Source organism: Micromonospora sp. NPDC048871, assembly GCF_043198155.1.
Classification (GTDB): domain Bacteria; phylum Actinomycetota; class Actinomycetes; order Mycobacteriales; family Micromonosporaceae; genus Micromonospora.
Genome location: NZ_JBICUM010000001.1, coordinates 617631 through 633321, shown reverse-complemented (window position 1 = coordinate 633321; position 15691 = coordinate 617631). Strand labels below are relative to the sequence as shown.

Below are 15691 nucleotides of genomic sequence, written 5' to 3'. Positions count from 1 at the left end.
AGGCTCGGCCAGGCGAGGCCAGGTGAGAACGGTCAGGCGGGCAGCACCGGCACCCCGGAGACGTCCACCGTGTCCGGGTACTTCACCCCGGCCCCGGTGTTGAGCACCACCACCCGTTCCCCGGCGCGGATCCATCCGCCGGCCCGCAGCTTACGGACGGCGGTCAGGCAGGCGGCCCCCTCCGGGCAGAGCAGCAGGCCCTCCCGGGCGGCGAAGTCCCGCAGGTCGGCCAGGATCTCGGCATCGTCCACCGCGATCGCGGTGCCGGCGGTGGCCCGCAGGGCGGACAGGATCAGCTCGTCGCCCAGCGGCGCGGGCACGGTGATGCCGAAGGCCACCGTGTGGGCGTCCGACCAGGGCCGGGCCCGGTCCTCCCCGGCGGCGAAGGCCCGCACGATCGGCGCGCAGCCGGTGGACTGCACCGCCACCAGGCGGGGCAGCCGGTCCTCGATCCAGCCCAGCTCCCGCAGCTCGCCTAGGGCCTTGTGGATGCCGATCAGCCCCACCCCACCCCCGGTCGGGTAGACGATCACGTCGGGCACCTGCCAACGGAGCTGCTCGACTATCTCGTACCCCATGGTCTTCTTGCCTTCCAGGCGGTACGGCTCGCGCAGCGTACCGGCGTCGAAGACGGCACCGCCGGAGGCCGCTACCAGGGCGGCGATCTGGCGCCCGGCGTCGCTGATCAGCCCGTCGACCAGGCGCAGGTCCGCGCCGGCGGCCACGCACTCGCGGCGGCAGATGGTCGGGGCGTCCACCGGCATCGCGATGATGGCCCCCAGCCCGGCCCGGGCCGCGTAGGTGGCCCAGGCGGCTCCGGCGTTGCCGTTGGTCGGCATGGCGATCCGGCGGATGCCCAGCTCCCGGGCGCGGCTGATCCCCACGGCGGCCCCGCGCGCCTTGAAGGACCCGGTAGGGATCAGCCCTTCGTCCTTGACCAGCAGTTCGTCGACCCCGATTCGGACACCGTAGGACGGTGCCCGCAGCATCGGGGTCCACCCCTCGCCCAGGGTGGTGACGTGCCGGGGGTCGGCCACCGGCAGCAGTTCCCGATAGCGCCACAGGTCGGCCGGGCGCAACCCGAACCGCTCTGGCTGGAGGATCCCGGCCACCCGGGCCAGGTCGTAGCGGGCCAGCAGGGGTGAGCCGCAGTCACACAGGTTCTGCGGTACCCCGGCGTCGTGTTCCCGGCCGCAGCGCGGGCATTCGAGATGGGTCAGGTACACGATGCTCCTCGCCGTCTCAGCTTGCCTCGATGCGACGCCAGTCCCGACTGCGCCGACCCGGCTCGTAGACCGAGTCCAACCGTTTCGCGATCACCCCGGGCAGGCCCTGCTCACGGGCCGCCTGCCGGGCCTCGGCGCCGGTGCCGGGAAACCACGGCGGGGTCTGCCAGTGCGTACCGGTCAGGGTCAGCCCTTCCAGCAGTTCCCGGCGCTGCCGATAGGGAAGTCGGCCGCTGGCGGCCCCCTCCAGCCAGAGCAGGTCGACCAGGAGGTACTGGGCGTCCGGGGTGCCGCGTCCGCCCCGGACCGGCCGGACCCGTCCGGCGCGGTCGATGCGCACCAGCACCCCGTCGAGTACGGCCTCCGTGGGCGCCAGGGCCTCGGCCATCGGCCGCAGCCAGGAGTATTCGGTGGTGATGTCGGTACCGGTGTCGGAGAGCAGCCGCAACCGGCCCCCGGAGACGTACGCCATCGCCCGGACCCCGTCCCAGCGCAGCTCGTACCCCCAGTTCTCCGGGTCGCTGGGGAGCCGGGCGGCCGGGGTGGTGCGCATCGGGGCTACCAGGTCGGGCATGGTGGTCCAGCCCGGCGGCGCCGGATCGGTGCGCCGCACCATCCAGTCCCGGCCGTCCCGGCCGCCGGTGGCGAACAGCACGTACCGGCCGGTCGTCCGGTCGCCGTGCAGGTGCACGACCACCTCACGGTCCTGCCACTTCTCGCAGTGGTACGTGCCCCGGTCGTGAATGATCATCTGTCCGCCGCCGTACTCACCGGCCGGGATCTCCCCGGCGAAGTCGAGATACTCCATCGGGTGGTCCTCGGTGTGTACGGCCAGGTGGTTACGGCCGGGCTCGCGGGGCAGGCCACGCGGCACCGCCCAGGAGGCGAGCGCCCCGTCGTGTTCCAGCCGCAGGTCCCAGTGCAGGCTGCGGGCGTGGTGCTGCTGGATGACGAACCGGCTCCGGTCGCGGCCGGCCCGGCGGCGGGGTCGCTCCGCCGGCACCGGTTCCGGGGTACGCGTAGCGTCCCGCTTGCGCCGGTACTCCTCCAGCCGGTCAGCCACACCCGCATTCTCCGGCAAACCGGGCGGTCGTGCCTGCCCACCGCCCGGGTCTACCAGACCGGCGGGACCGTTTTCGGGCGTGGCAGGACCCGAAGGGGGTACAACGGTCGGTATGGACCAAGCTGACCACCCCACCGCCCTTCTTCCCGGCGATGTCCGGATCCCCCTGCTCGGCTTCGGCACCTGGCAGGCCACCGGCGAAGCCGGGTACAAGGCCGTCCTGGTCGCCCTCGACATCGGCTACCGGCACATCGACACCGCCACCATGTACGGCAACGAGGAGGAGGTCGGCCGGGCCCTGCGGGACAGCGGGCTGCCGCGGGAGGAGGTCTTCCTCACCACCAAACTGCCGCCGGAGCGGGTCGGCCGGGAACGGGAGACCATCGAGCAGAGCCTGCGGGCCCTCGGGGTCGACCAGGTCGACCTGTGGCTGGTGCACTGGCCGCCGAGCGAGCCGGGCGACCTGATCCCGGTCTGGCGGGAGATGCTGGCCGCGCGGGACGCCGGGCTGGCCCGCGCGGTGGGGGTCAGCAACTTCAGCACCGGGCAGATCGACGAGCTGATCCAGGCCACCCAGGAACCCCCGGCGATCAACCAGATCAAGTGGAGCCCGCCGCTGTACGACCGGCAGCGGCACCTCGAACTCCGGGACCGTGGGGTGGTCTTGGAGGGGTACAGCCCCTTCAAGGCCAGCAACCTGTCCGACCCGGTGCTGACCCGCATCGCCGCGGCGCACGAGGTGTCCCCGGCCCAGGTGGTGCTGCGCTGGCACCTGGATCACGAGATCGTGGTCATCCCGAAGTCGGTGACCCCGGAGCGGATCCGCGCCAACGCGGACGTCTTCGGCTTCTCGCTGACCCCCGAGGAGATGCGCGACATCGACGCCCTCGGCAAGGTCTGAACCCTCGGCGGTGGTGGCTCGCGGAGGGCTAACTCCGGTCGCCGCTCGGCTCGGCCGTGCGATGGGGTGCCTGCGGCCCGGTGTCGGCGACCCCGACCGCCTGCGGGGCAGGCCGCACCGCGCCGGCCAGGGCGGCGACCAGCATCGCGAGCACGACCGGCACCAGCATCGCCGTTCCGATGCCGAACAGATGGGAGGTGCCCCCGATGATGGCGGGACCGACCAGCAGACCGACATGCCCGGCGGCCGTGACCGACGCGATCATCCGGCCGCCGTGGCGTCCGGCCGCGCTGTAGCAGGCCGGTGCCACCACGCACATGCCGAGTCCGAACAGGGTGAACCCGGCCAGTGCGGCGGGTAGCGACCGCGCGGTCACCCCGAGCGTGAGCGCGACCCCGGCGAGCAGGGAACCGGCCCGGACCGCCCACACCGCGCCGATGGTGTCGACGATCCGGTCGCCGAACAGGCGGCCGACCGCCATGGCGACACAGAACCCCGCGTATCCCGAGCCGACCAGCGCTGCCGGGGCGGCCAGGGAATCGTGCAGGTAGATGGCGCTCCAGTCGTCGATCGCCGCCTCGGCGATGTAGAAGCAGAACGCCATCGCGCCCAGCAGCAGGGTCACCCGGGGCCCACCGGAACCCGACCGGTCCGCCGCCGGCTCGTCCCCGGTGCCGGCGGTACCGGGCGGGCCGCCGCGCAGGACGACGCCGAGCACCAGACACAGGAGAGTGAGCACGGCGAAGTGCTCGGCCACGGTCGCACCGGCCCCCGCCGCCAGGCCGCCGGTGACCGCGCCGAGCAGTCCGCCGCCGCTGAACAGGGCGTGCATGCCGGACATCACCGATCGGGCCAGCAGCCGCTCCACGCCGGCGGCCATGCTGTTCGCCGCCATGTTGAGTGCGACGGCCGCGACACCGAAGGCCACGAGGAGCCCGCCGAGGGCCACCAGTGACCCGGCGAACGACAACAGGAACATCGACGCCGCGGTCGCGAGCATCGCCAGCCGCGCCACGGGTCCCTCGCCGTAGCGCACGATGGCCGTTCCGGCGGGCTTCGCGAAGGCGACAGCCCCGACAGTGGCGGCGGCCAACGCCAGGCCGAAGGGACCGTCGGTGGCCTCCAGGCCGTGTTTCAGATCCGGCAGCCGGGTCGCGAAGCTGCCCATCAGCATCCCGTTGACGCAGAAGAGCACCGCCGTACGGATTCGGCTCCGACCGGCCTCGGTCGCGGTCATCGACACACCCCCGGCAGCGCGGTGACCGGTGCCGGTTGCCGACCGGCGTACCGGCGGAGGTTGTCGCGGAAGCCGGTCAGCAGGGCGGCGGCCTCGGCGGCACCGATCCAACCCGGCCCGTAGCTGAACACTGCGGTGTCGGTGGTGTCGCTGTAGCCGCTGCCGGCCGGCCAAATCTCGGTCATGGTCCGGTTCGCCAGGGCCGGGTAGGGGCTCCGGACGAATCGGGCCCGTGTCCCGGGTAGCTCGATCCGGGGAGCCGGATTGTTCTGTAGCGCGAAGACATGCTGGTGGATGTGCCGGGCCGAGCCTGCCGCCCGGACCACCTCCTCGAAGTCCAGGTCCTGGCGGGACAGCGCGCTGGCCCAGGCGGTCGCGGTCGCGGTCAGGTCCCCGGCCGGATCGGGAGCGGCCGGCAGCATGATCCGTACCGGCAGCATCTCGACGAAGTTGCCGACCACCAGGTCGAGCCCGGCGGCACCCCGGCGGTTCACCGGCACCACGAAGGAGATGTCCCGCTGGCCGGTGACCGTCCCGACGGCGCGGGCGTAGGCCGCCATGGCTACGGAGACGGCCGGGACCGGGGCCAGGGCGGCGGTGAGTACGGCCGGTTTCTCGGACGCCTCCCGGCCGGTACGGCTGCCGGTGGCCCCGGGGAAACGGAGTTCGGTGGCCCCGGACAGGGCGGCGCGTACCCGGGCACCCTGCCGATCCAGGTCTCCGGCGGCGCGTTGCCGCCGGTAGGACTCGTTCGCCGTCTGGCCGTCCGGGGCCGCCGGCCAGTCGACCGGGCGCCTGTCGAGGCGGGCCCGGTACGCCCGGCCGAGATCGGCGGCGACGACACTCTCGCTGTAGCCGTCGAACGCGACATGATGCGCGACCAGGCCGATGACCGCCCCGGTCGGCGTGCTCACGACCACCGAACGGAAGACCTCACCCGCTGCGGGTCGCAGCGCCACGGTGAGCAGGGGCTGGCACCGCGCCAGCGCCTCGGCGGCGGTCTCCGCGACCATCCGGGCCGGGGCGACCGGCGGACCTGCGGGCACCGCACCACCGCGCAGGGTGTACGCGCACCGCAGCAGTTCGTGACGCTGCTGCACCTCCATGATCGATTCCGCTAGCAGGTCGGCGTGGACCGGGCCGTCGAGGGTCCACAGCAGGATGCAGTTGCCGGCGATGTCGGCCGGGGAGACGAGCTGGCGGAGCAGGCAGCCGCGAGCCAGGGAGGTCAGCGGAATCCCTGCACCGGTCTGGTGGGGCAGCACCGGCACGCCGCCGTTGCGCCAGTGCTCGGCCAGCGCGGTGACCGTCGGGGCCGTCATCACGTCGGCCAGGGAGAGCGTGATCCCGGTCCGGTGCTCCAGTTCGGCGCAGACCCTGAGCAGATCGAGGGAGGTCACCCCCAGCCGGCTCAGCGAGTCCTCCGTTGCCGCCGTGCCGAGCACGGCATCGACGATCCTGCCGACCCGGTCACCTGGCGTCGACATCCGGCCTCCTGGCGGGCGGGAACCCCGTCGTGGTGGCGGCGAGTCGGTCTTGGACGATCTCGACCAGCGCAGGGCGGTCGAGCTTGCCGGACGTGTTCTGGGGCAGCCGGTCGAGCAGGAGGTACCGGTCGGGACACATCGCCTCCGGCAGGGTCTTTGCCACGGCGTCGCGCAGCGCCCTGATCCCGTGCGGGTCCAGCAGTCCGGTCACCGTGGTGACGCATGCGGTCAGGAACTGCGCCCGGCCCACCTCGCCGAGGCACACCCCGGCGTCGGCGACCAGTCCGGTACGACGCAGCACCTCCTCGATCTCCTCCGGCTCGATCCGATAACCGCGCAACTTGAGTTGCTGGTCGAGGCGGCCGAGGTGTTCGAGTGACCCGTCCGGCAGCCACCGGCCGAGGTCGCCGGTCCGGTACGCGGGCGCCCCTTCCCACGACACGAAACGATCGGCCGTCAGCTCCGGCCGGTGCAGGTAGCCCAGGCCCACCGTCTCGCCGGTGATCCAGAGCTCTCCGGTCTCCCCGGGCGGCGACGCGTTGCCGTCGGGGCCGACCACGACGACCCCGGCCTTCGGCAGTGGGTGGCCGATCGGTGACCGGATCCCGGACCGCAGATCGGCCTCGGTGATCTCCTTCATGGTGGCGAAGACCGTCGTCTCGGTCGGGCCGTACATGTTCACCACGACCGGTTCCGGGCCGCCCACGATCCGCCGCAGTTCGGCCACCAGGTCCAGCCGAATCGCCTCCCCGACCGAGAACAGGTACCGCAGGTTCAGCGGTGCCGTTTCCGGTCCGGTGCAGCCGCGTCGGGCGAGCGCCGGGAGCAGATACTGAAGTGCCGACGGGACCTGCGACACGACGGTCACGGCGCGGTCGGCCAGCAGCCGGGCGAAGACCGCCGGGTTGCGCAGCGCCGGGGTCGGCACCAGCACGGCGGTAGCGCCGGTGGCCAGCGCTCCCCACAGTTCCCAGACCGAGGCGTCGAAGGCCAGCGAGTGGAAGACCGTCCAGCGGTCCTCCGGGGTCAGGTCGAACAACGGCACCGTCTCGTCGAGGAACGCCGTGACATTGTGCTGGGTGATCAGGCAACCCTTGGGCTGACCGGTGGAGCCGGAGGTGTAGGCGAGATAGGCCAGGTCGGCGGGCAGCGGATCGAGGCGGGGGACTGCCTGCCCGGTGACCGTCGGCGGGTCCGTATCGCCGGAGCTGTCGACTACCAGGCCGATCCCGGCGTCCGTGCGGATGAACTCGATCCGGTCGGCCGGACAGGACGGATCCAGGGCGACGTAGGCGGCCCCGGTCCGCAGCACCCCGAGGATCGCCGCGACGGTCTGGGCATTGCGGCCCACCCGGATGCCGACCAGGTGGCCGGCCCCGGCCCCGGCGGCTTCGAGGTCACCGGCGATCGAGTCACCGGCCTGGCGTAGCTGCCCGTACGTCATGGTCCCGGCGGAGTCCACCACTGCCGTTCTGTCCGGGTGCCGACGGGCGACCTCGTCGAAGCGGTCGGCGAGGGAGCCGGTCACCGACTCGCCTCCAGATCGACCTCGAGAGCCGCGGCCAGCGCCGCCGGAGTGCGGTGGTCGAATACCTGCTCGGGCCCGAAGTGCAGCCCGGCCTCCTCGGCCTGGATGACCATCTCGATGAGCAGCAGCGAGTATCCGCCGTTGTCGAAGAAGTCGTCGTCGGGACCGATGGGAGTGGCGAGCAGGCGACTCCAGATCTGGCAGAGCAGGGTGACGTTCGCCGATGTCATGGCAATCCTCCAAAAGACTGTTCCGCACAGTGGTCGCGCGATGGTCTACAGCGGTGTCGCGCCGGTCAGGGCGGCCATCCGGGCGACCGGGACGGGCCCGGTCGCGGCGGCGAGCAGCAGCCGTTCGATGCCGCGCAGCAGCCGTGCACTTCCGGTCGCGGAGAACAGGTGTGAGTCCGTCACGAGCAGCAGGTCGTACGCGCTGCCGGCCGAGGTGATCCGGAGGTAGAACCGCATGTCGTTGTCGTCGAGCCCGTCGAGCCGGGTGAGCACGCCGCCGGCCTCGGCCGACCGGCCCCGGGGCAACGGCGGCTCGACCGCCCGCCCGTCCGGCTGCATGGTCCGGGCGTCGTTGAAGTAGGCGCTGAGGTCGAAGGTGGTGTCCGCAGCCGCCTCGATGCGGGCCCGGAGGCGATCGAACTCGTCCGGCGGATAGCGCGAGTGGCAGCACGCGATGGTCGCCGACCGGTACGCCAGCCGTACGGTCTCGTCGAAGTCGGTGTCGCCCAGCGGCACCACCGCGAGCGCGTCCTGCGCCATCGCGGCGGCGAGCGAGCGGTATCGCGGGGTGAACCGGTTGGAGGTGATGATCTTTATCGGCACCTGCCGGTCGGCGCAGGAGGCGGCGAGGGCTGCGGCGGTGGCCGCCAGGAAGACGGCCGCGGTCGAGGTTCCACATCGGTCGGCGATGGTCCGCGCGGCGGAGACGATCGTGGTCGACCGCAGGGTGTGCGCGTGGAAGCGCGGCAGGTCGGCCTCGCCGACCAGGGTGGCGAACAGCGACGGCCGTACCGACCGAAGGCACTTCTCCAGGTACGCCCGGGTGCTGGACCTGATCCCGACGGCCTCGTGCCGGGCGTGCTCGATCGGCCCGTACCGTTCCGGTCGCAGCCGGTGCCGGCCGTCCAGGCAGTGCAGCAGGTCGGCGAGCAGCCGATCGGTCGCCCAGCCGTCCAGCGCGACATGCGAGGCCACGAACGCCACCCCGATCACCGCGTGCCGCTCGACCAGCAGGCAGAACCGGACCGGCCATTCCCCGGCCAGGTCGATCCGGCCGGTGGCCAACTCGGCCGTCGTGCGTACCGCGACGCGGTGGGCCTGTGAGCGGCGGACCGGGACGACGGTGACCCGGTGCGTTCCGTCGGTGGCTACCTGCTGGCGGGGACCGTCCGCACCGGTCACGAACCGGGTCCGCAACACCTGCCGGCGCTCGACGAGCACTCGGATCGCCTTCACGGCGCGGGCCAGCGGCACCGGGCGGGACAACAGCCGCCAGCGCGGCAGGTTGAACCGCTCGGCCGCGCCGCCGAAGCGCTCCACCGCACGCCACATGTTGGCCTGACCCCAGGTCAGGTCCACGTTCCCGCCGACACAGCCGCGGAACGGGACCGCGATCGTCGTCGTATCACCCATCGGTCACCCCTGCCCTCCTCGGGACTCTTCGACGCTATGGCGGTGATCGATCGCCGTCGTCCCGTCGGGGTGGTATGTCCGACTACCCCCATGGGGGTAGTGACCCATCGATGCCCGTCGCCCGGCCGCTATCGTCTGGCCGTGCGGATGCTCCTTCGTTCCGTCCCGGTGGACGTGCTGCTGGCGGTGACGCTCACCGGCCTGACGGTCGCGACGATGCTCGGGCAGCGCGACGACGCACCGCACTGGGCGGCGGTCGTGCTGGCGGCACTCACGGTCGCGCCGATCGCGCTGCGCCAGCGCGCCCCCGTACTCACCACGGTCGTGATCCTGACCGCCCTCATCGGGTTGAGCCTGTTCCGCTACGACGACTTCCCCAACGGCGGGCTCGGGATACTGATCGGGATGTTCACGGTCGCCACCCTGCGTCCGCGGCGGGTCGCGGGCCTGGTGTTCCTGGCGGCGGTGGCGGTCACCGCGTTCGTCTACTGTGTGCACTTCACCGCGCCGGTCTACTGGTCACAGGTGGCACAGGTGACGCTCGTCGTGCTCGGGGCGTGGGCACTCGGTGAGAGCACGAAGATGTGGTCCCGACGGGCCGAGCGGCTGGCCGCCCAGGCGGCCCAGGCCGCGTCCGACGAACGGATGCGTATCGCCCGGGAGATGCACGACATCGTCTCGCACCACATGTCGGTCGTCTCACTCCAGGCGGGACTGGCCGAATGTGTTGTCCGCACGGATCCGGACACCGCGCACACCGCGATCGCCACGGCCGGTGAGGCGAGCCGTCAGGCCCTGTCCGAACTGCGCCGCCTGCTCGACGTGCTCCGGCTCGAACCCGAATCCGGCCCCGAAGACCGTTCCCAGCCCGGCCTGGCGCAACTGGAGGAGTTGGTCACCGGCGCCCGCAGTGCCGGCCTGCCGGTCGACCTCTCGGTGGCAGGACGCGTGTTCCCGCTGCCTCCGGGGCCCGACCTCTGCGCCTACCGGGTGGTGCAGGAGTCGCTGACGAACGTCCTCAAGCACGCCGGTCCGGCCATCGCGAAGGTCGACCTCGAATACGGAACGCGGGCACTCACCGTCCGGATCAGCGACAACGGGACCCGGGACGACCGGCCCCGGCAACCCTCGTCGAGGTCCCACGGAATCCAGGGCATGCGCGAGCGCGCCGAGCTGTACGGAGGTGTCCTCACCGCCGGACACGCCGAGGGCGGCGGCTTCACCGTCCTGTTGCGTCTCCCCGTCGGGGCGCCCCGGTGAGCGAGCCGATCCGGGTGGTCGTCGCCGACGACCAGGCCCTGATCCGGGCCGGACTGGTGTCGCTGCTCCAGCTGACACCGGGAACGGAGGTCGTGGGGGAGGCGGCCGACGGCGCCGAGGCCGTGGCGCTGGCCGCCCAGACCCGGCCGGATGTCGTACTGATGGACATTCGCATGCCGGTCCTCGACGGGATCGCCGCCACCCGGCGAATCCTCGACGGGGTCGGGGAGCACCTGCCCCGGGTCGTCGTGCTCACCACCTTCGACCTCGACGAGTACGTCTACACGGCGCTGCGGGCGGGGGCGTCCGGATTCCTGCTGAAGGACATGCCACCGCAGCGGATCATCGCGGCCGTGCACACCATCGCCGGGGGTGACATCCTGGTAGCGCCGCAGATCACCCGACGGCTGATCGAGGCCTACGCCAGCCGGCAACGGGCGGCCGGCATCGGCGGGAAGCGCCTGCGTGAGCTGACCGCCCGGGAGACCGAGGTCCTGCGGCTGGTCGGTAGCGGCCGGAACAACACCGAGATCGCCGATCATCTGGTGCTCAGCGAGGCGACCGTGAAGACCCACGTCAAGCGGCTGATGGCGAAACTGGGCCTGAACAGCCGGGCGCAGGCGGTGGTGGTGGCCTACGAGAGCGGACTGTGCGTGCCGTCGGCCCAGTGTTGAGGCCCCCTGCCCCGGTCTGTGGCCCCGGGGTGTGGCGGATGCCGCACCCCGGGGGCGGATCGGTCAGGAGCGCGAGCAGGCGGTGCCGTTGAGGGTGAAGCTGGTGGGGTTGGCGTACGCCCCGTTCAGGGTGCCCTGGTAGCCGAAGCTGGCCGTACCGCCGGGGGCGATCGTGCCGTTGTGACCGACATTGCGGGCGGTCACCGACGAACCGCTCTGGCTCACGGTGGCGTTCCAGGAGTTGGTCACCTGCTGACCGGACGGCAGCGAGTACGCCAGGGTCCAGCCGTTGAGGGTGCTCGACCCGGTGTTGGTGATCTGCACGTCGGCGGTGAAGCCGTTGTTCCACGAGTTGGCCGTGTACTTCACCGCGCACGCGCCACCACCGGAGGGCGGGGGAGTGGTGGTGGGCGGCGGGTTGTTGTTGCCGCCTCCGTTGACCGCTGCGGAGAAGTTGGTCACCGCCAGCCCGGCGCCGCCCTGCCAGGGCTCGAAACCGGCCTGGATGCTGGTCAGGTACCAGGAGTTGGTGATCGCGCCCCGGTTACGGGTGTCGTTGATGAAGGCCAGCAGGTTGAGGTTCGCGCTGCTGATCGCCGAGGGGGAGACGTACGAGATGACGTTGTTGCCGCCGTTGTTGCCCCGCCAGACCTCCCAGTTGCGCCCGTCGATGTTGGCGTTGCCGACCGGGGAGCCGATGGGCTGGATGGAGCCCTGCCGGTTGAGCCAGATCATGATCTCCATCTGGTTCACCCCGTCCCGCTTGGGCGAGGGGTCCAACCAGATGTCGTACGAGGCGTTGTAGATGGCGTTGCTCACGTACCGGTAGTTGATGCTGCTGGTCGCACTGCTGATCTGGCTGACCTGGATCGGCAGGTTGGTGCCGGGGGAGCAGTTGGTGTAGTGGCAGCCGAGGAAGACCGAGGGGTACGCCGTCGGGGCCCCGTTGGTCGGGTTGCTGCCGTTCTGGGTGGTGATCTCGAAGCCGTTGCTGGTGACGTTGATGCACTGCTGGGCGGTGGTGCCCCACTTGTTGTTCTGCACCACGTAGCGGTTCTGGATCACGGTGCTGCCGTACTGCTCGCAGATGACCGTGTCGGCGGCGGCGGTGCCGCCGAGAGCCACGGCGACGACCGCGCTCGCGGCGAGCAGGCCGGTGGCCATCAGGGCTCGCAGGGTACGTCTCATGGATGCTCCTTGCGTTGCGGCGTCGCGCGGACGCCGGGACGGGAGGTGCGGACGAGCGGTCGGGAGCGTGGACGGTGGTGGGGGTCCGGGAGCGCTCCCACATTCATCGTCACATTTACATCCTTCGAGCTGATGGTGCAACTGGCGAGGGGAAATGCGGCAGAAGGTGAGGTGTGTCACCGCCCGCACGGGTGGCCGACGGCGATCGGCGGGCATCGGGGGTGACCGGATTGCCTCTGGCGTGCACCGATTGCGCCGAGTAGTGTCTTGCCTCCGACGCGTTCCGAACCCCCTCCGGAGGCGTACACCCCCATGCGTGGCTCCCCCCTGCGCATCCTCGTCGTCGGTGCGGGCATCGCCGGCCTTTCCGTGGCCCGGGCCCTGCGCCTGGCGGGCTTCCGCCCGGATGTCACCGACAGAGCGGCGCCGAATGACCTCGACGACGCCGGTCTCTACCTCCCCGGCAACGCCGCCCGGGCGCTGCGACGACTGGACCTCGACGGGCCGGTCCGCCCTTTCGGACAGGTCATCCACCGGCAACACTTCCTGGACTCGGCCGGGCTGCCGCTCTGCGAGGTGGACCTCGACGCCCTCTGGGCCGGGGTCGGCGAGTGCCGCGCCCTGTCCCGCGCCGACCTGCACCGGGTGCTGCTCAGCGGAGCCGGCGGTGCGGTCCGGCACGGCGCCGAGGTCAGCGGCATCGAGCTGCTGCCGGCCGGCGTCGGGGTCACCTTCGTCGACGGCACCCGGACGGAGTACGACCTGGTGATCGGCGCGGACGGACCCCGTTCCTCGATCCGCTCCCTGGCCGCCCTCGGCGGCCCGCCCCGCCCCGCCGGTCAGGTGGTGTACCGCAGCATCGTGCGCCACGGGCCGGTGGTCGAGGAGTGGACCGCCCTGCTCGGGCAGCGCAGTGGCTTCCTGGTGGTGCCGATCGGGGCCGGCCGGCTGTACTGCTACGCCGACGAGGCCGGCACGGAACTGCCCAGGGACCCCCGGGCGCGGCTGGTGGAACTGTTCGGGGACTACGGCGGGCCGGTGCCGGAGGTGCTCGAGGCCCTGGACCGGGTGCAGGCCACCACCACCGACGAGGTCGAACTCGGGCGCTGGTACCGGGGGCGGGTGCTGCTGGTGGGTGACGCCGCCCACGCCACCGCCCCGACCCTGTCCCAGGGGGCGGCGATGGCCCTGGAGGACGCGGTGGTGCTCGCCGAGTCACTGCGGGCCGCGTCGAGCGTGGATGCGGCACTGACCGCGTACGAGAGTCGTCGCCGGCCGCGTACCCGATGGGTGCGGGACCGTACCCGGGACCGCAACCGGACCCGGGACGTGCCGCCCGCACTGCGCGACCCGTTGCTGCGCGGTCGCGGTGATCGCATCTTCGGCGAGCATTACCGGCTGCTACTCGGCCCCCTGTGATCCACGGTCGGTAACCCCGCGCGGCGCTCTCACCTGCCGGGGACTATCCTCCTTGCGGATGACGGCCGCCCCGACAGCGTGCCGAGCGGGACAACCCAGAACCGGAGGCCACTCGTGACCACCGTCGCACCCAAGCCGGTCGTGACCCGGCCCTGGCCGGTCCGGGAGCCGGTCAAGGGGTCGGCCATCGCGCGGATGCTGCGGACCACGGACGCGAAGCAAATCGGGATCATGTACATGGTCACCGCGTTCGTGTTCTTCATGATCGGTGGTCTGATGGCCCTGATCATGCGGGCCGAGTTGGCCCGGCCCGGGCTGCAGTTCCTGTCGCCCGAGCAGTACAACCAGCTGTTCACCATGCACGGCACGATCATGCTGCTGTTCTTCGCGACGCCGATCGTGTTCGCGTTCGGCAACTACATCGTGCCGATCCAGATCGGCGCGCCGGACGTGTCGTTCCCGCGGCTGAACAGCTTCGCGTACTGGCTGTACCTGTTCGGTGGCACCCTGGCCACCGCCGGATTCCTCACCCCGGGTGGTGCGGCCGACTTCGGCTGGACCGCGTACACCCCGCTGAGCACCACCGAGCACGCCCCTGGTGTCGGCGGGAACATGTGGGTGATGGGTCTGGCCATCTCCGGTCTGGGCACCATCCTCGGCGCGGTCAACCTGATCACCACCATCCTGACCCTGCGCGCACCGGGCATGACCATGTTCCGGATGCCGATCTTCACCTGGAACATGCTGGTCACCAGCCTCCTGGTGATCCTGGTCTTCCCGCTGCTGGCCGCCGCGCTGTTCGCCCTGGCCGCCGACCGTCTGCTCGGGGCGCAGGTCTACAGCCCGGACACCGGCGGGCCGATGCTGTGGCAGCACCTGTTCTGGTTCTTCGGGCACCCCGAGGTCTACATCATCGCGCTGCCGTTCTTCGGCATCATCAGCGAGATCATCCCGGTCTTCTCCCGCAAGCCGATCTTCGGCTACAAGGGCCTGGTCGCCGCGACCATCGCCATCGCCGGTCTGTCGATGAGCGTGTGGGCGCACCACATGTTCGCCACCGGCCAGGTGCTGCTGCCGTTCTTCAGCTTCCTGAGCTACCTGATCGCCGTGCCTACCGGTATGAAGTTCTTCAACTGGATCGGCACCATGTGGCGCGGCCAGATCAGCTTCGAGTCGCCGATGCTGTTCTCCATCGGCTTCCTGGTCACCTTCCTCTTCGGTGGTCTGACCGGTGTGCTGCTGGCCGCCCCGCCGCTGGACTTCCACCTGCACGACTCGTACTTCGTGGTGGCGCACTTCCACTACGTGCTGTTCGGCACGATCGTGTTCGCGGTCTTCGCCGGCATCTACTTCTGGTTCCCGAAGATGTTCGGCCGGATGCTCGACGAGCGGCTCGCCAAGATTCACTTCTGGCTGACCATGATCGGTTTCCACACCACCTTCCTGGTGCAGCACTGGCTGGGCAACGAGGGCATGCCCCGGCGTTACGCCGACTACCAGGCCATCGATGGCTGGACGACGCTGAACATGATCTCCACGATCGGCGCGTTCATCACCGGTATCTCCACCCTGCCCTTCCTCTGGAACTGCTGGAAGGCCTACAAGGCCGGTCCGGTGGTGGAGGTCGACGACCCCTGGGGTCACGGCAACTCGCTGGAGTGGGCAACCAGCTCCCCGCCCCCGCTGCGCAACTTCGACCGGATGCCCCGGATCCGCTCCGAGCGCCCGGCCTTCGATGCGAAGTTCCCCGAGCTGGCGGCCGGCCAGAGCATCGCCGGCCCGCCTGAGGGTGGCTCCAAGCCGCTGACCCGGGAGTCCGACGGTGGCGCCAGCTACACCGAGGACGTCTCCAGCGACATCGACCGCCGCTGACCCACTCCGTACGCCGAACGACGGGCGCCGCCCCCACCAGGGGCCGGCGCCCGTCGCCTTTCCGTGCCCGCCTTTCCGTGCCCGTCGCCTCCCCGACCTTCTCTCCTCCGTGCGTGGTGGGGCTCGCGTCTGGGATCAGCACTGCGTCAGCTGGAGGCGAGGCGAGGCGACGGGAGGCCGGGCGGGCAGGCTT

The 15691-nt window shown here is 71.2% G+C and carries 13 protein-coding genes; 5 read left to right on the top strand and 8 right to left on the bottom strand.

The window, feature by feature from the left end; all coding sequences use genetic code 11:
- Window positions 1-32: 32 nt before the first annotated feature.
- Together ACGFIK_RS03035 and ACGFIK_RS03030 are read right to left on the bottom strand one after the other, a co-directional pair.
- Window positions 33-1226 carry a threonine synthase gene (locus ACGFIK_RS03035; protein ID WP_393337369.1) on the bottom strand — a complete coding sequence of 398 codons (1194 nt, stop codon included), beginning with the start codon at window positions 1224-1226 and terminating at the stop codon, window positions 33-35.
- 16 nt (window positions 1227-1242) lie between these two features.
- Window positions 1243-2289, bottom strand: coding sequence for a DNA polymerase ligase N-terminal domain-containing protein (locus ACGFIK_RS03030; RefSeq protein ID WP_393337367.1), 1047 nt, complete (start codon window positions 2287-2289; stop codon window positions 1243-1245).
- A 112-nt stretch (window positions 2290-2401) separates the two neighbouring features.
- Here ACGFIK_RS03030 and ACGFIK_RS03025 point away from each other — a divergent pair, with 112 nt between their 5' ends.
- Window positions 2402-3190 (top strand): aldo/keto reductase, encoded by a 789-nt coding sequence (locus ACGFIK_RS03025; protein WP_327022490.1) that lies wholly within the window; start codon window positions 2402-2404, stop codon window positions 3188-3190.
- A 28-nt stretch (window positions 3191-3218) separates the two neighbouring features.
- Here ACGFIK_RS03025 and ACGFIK_RS03020 read toward each other — a convergent pair whose 3' ends face one another.
- Genes ACGFIK_RS03020 through ACGFIK_RS03000 form a run of 5 tightly spaced genes read right to left on the bottom strand, consistent with a single transcriptional unit; the run spans window position 3219 to window position 9085 of the window.
- Complete coding sequence (locus tag ACGFIK_RS03020) at window positions 3219-4427, bottom strand: MFS transporter (RefSeq protein ID WP_327022489.1); 1209 nt, start codon at window positions 4425-4427, stop codon at window positions 3219-3221.
- Window positions 4424-5914: a condensation domain-containing protein gene (locus tag ACGFIK_RS03015; RefSeq protein WP_327022488.1), complete on the bottom strand. Its 1491-nt coding sequence runs from the start codon at window positions 5912-5914 to the stop codon at window positions 4424-4426. The genes ACGFIK_RS03020 and ACGFIK_RS03015 overlap by 4 nt, the downstream gene beginning before the upstream one ends.
- Window positions 5898-7442 (bottom strand): amino acid adenylation domain-containing protein, encoded by a 1545-nt coding sequence (locus ACGFIK_RS03010; RefSeq protein WP_327022487.1) that lies wholly within the window; start codon window positions 7440-7442, stop codon window positions 5898-5900. The genes ACGFIK_RS03015 and ACGFIK_RS03010 overlap by 17 nt, the downstream gene beginning before the upstream one ends.
- Window positions 7439-7672: a phosphopantetheine-binding protein gene (locus ACGFIK_RS03005; protein WP_327022486.1), complete on the bottom strand. Its 234-nt coding sequence runs from the start codon at window positions 7670-7672 to the stop codon at window positions 7439-7441. Before ACGFIK_RS03005 ends, ACGFIK_RS03010 begins: the two co-directional genes overlap by 4 nt.
- A gap of 45 nt (window positions 7673-7717) precedes the next feature.
- Window positions 7718-9085: a hypothetical protein gene (locus ACGFIK_RS03000; protein ID WP_327022485.1), complete on the bottom strand. Its 1368-nt coding sequence runs from the start codon at window positions 9083-9085 to the stop codon at window positions 7718-7720.
- Window positions 9086-9232: 147 nt separating this feature from the next.
- Between ACGFIK_RS03000 and ACGFIK_RS02995 the strand changes: the two genes are divergently transcribed.
- On the top strand, window positions 9233-10345 hold the full coding sequence (locus ACGFIK_RS02995; RefSeq protein ID WP_327027249.1) for a histidine kinase: 1113 nt from the start codon (window positions 9233-9235) through the stop codon (window positions 10343-10345).
- Window positions 10342-11019: a response regulator transcription factor gene (locus tag ACGFIK_RS02990; protein ID WP_327022484.1), complete on the top strand. Its 678-nt coding sequence runs from the start codon at window positions 10342-10344 to the stop codon at window positions 11017-11019. Before ACGFIK_RS02995 ends, ACGFIK_RS02990 begins: the two co-directional genes overlap by 4 nt.
- 63 nt (window positions 11020-11082) lie before the next feature.
- On the opposite strand, the gene ACGFIK_RS02985 is transcribed toward ACGFIK_RS02990, so the two are convergent.
- On the bottom strand, window positions 11083-12207 hold the full coding sequence (locus ACGFIK_RS02985; protein ID WP_327022483.1) for a cellulose binding domain-containing protein: 1125 nt from the start codon (window positions 12205-12207) through the stop codon (window positions 11083-11085).
- Between the two features lie 312 nt (window positions 12208-12519).
- On the opposite strand from ACGFIK_RS02985, the gene ACGFIK_RS02980 reads away from it, so the two are divergent.
- Together ACGFIK_RS02980 and ctaD are read left to right on the top strand one after the other, a co-directional pair.
- Window positions 12520-13626 (top strand): FAD-dependent monooxygenase, encoded by a 1107-nt coding sequence (locus ACGFIK_RS02980; RefSeq protein WP_327022482.1) that lies wholly within the window; start codon window positions 12520-12522, stop codon window positions 13624-13626.
- 114 nt (window positions 13627-13740) lie between these two features.
- A complete protein-coding gene (gene ctaD, locus ACGFIK_RS02975; protein ID WP_327022481.1) occupies window positions 13741-15498 on the top strand; it encodes a cytochrome c oxidase subunit I in 1758 nt (585 codons plus the stop codon).
- The last annotated feature ends 193 nt before the right edge of the window (window positions 15499-15691 follow it).

Bases quoted from the DNA above. Each gene is read 5' to 3' on its own strand.
- ACGFIK_RS03025 (WP_327022490.1), top strand. From the start codon at position 2,402: ATGGACCAAGCTGACCACCCCACCGCCCTTCTTCCCGGCGATGTCCGG.
- ACGFIK_RS03020 (WP_327022489.1), bottom strand. From the start codon at position 4,427: ATGACCGCGACCGAGGCCGGTCGGAGCCGAATCCGTACGGCGGTGCTC.
- ACGFIK_RS03015 (WP_327022488.1), bottom strand. From the start codon at position 5,914: ATGTCGACGCCAGGTGACCGGGTCGGCAGGATCGTCGATGCCGTGCTC.
- ACGFIK_RS03005 (WP_327022486.1), bottom strand. From the start codon at position 7,672: ATGACATCGGCGAACGTCACCCTGCTCTGCCAGATCTGGAGTCGCCTG.
- ACGFIK_RS03000 (WP_327022485.1), bottom strand. From the start codon at position 9,085: ATGGGTGATACGACGACGATCGCGGTCCCGTTCCGCGGCTGTGTCGGC.
- ACGFIK_RS02995 (WP_327027249.1), top strand. From the start codon at position 9,233: ATGCTCCTTCGTTCCGTCCCGGTGGACGTGCTGCTGGCGGTGACGCTC.
- ACGFIK_RS02985 (WP_327022483.1), bottom strand. From the start codon at position 12,207: ATGAGACGTACCCTGCGAGCCCTGATGGCCACCGGCCTGCTCGCCGCG.
- ACGFIK_RS02980 (WP_327022482.1), top strand. From the start codon at position 12,520: ATGCGTGGCTCCCCCCTGCGCATCCTCGTCGTCGGTGCGGGCATCGCC.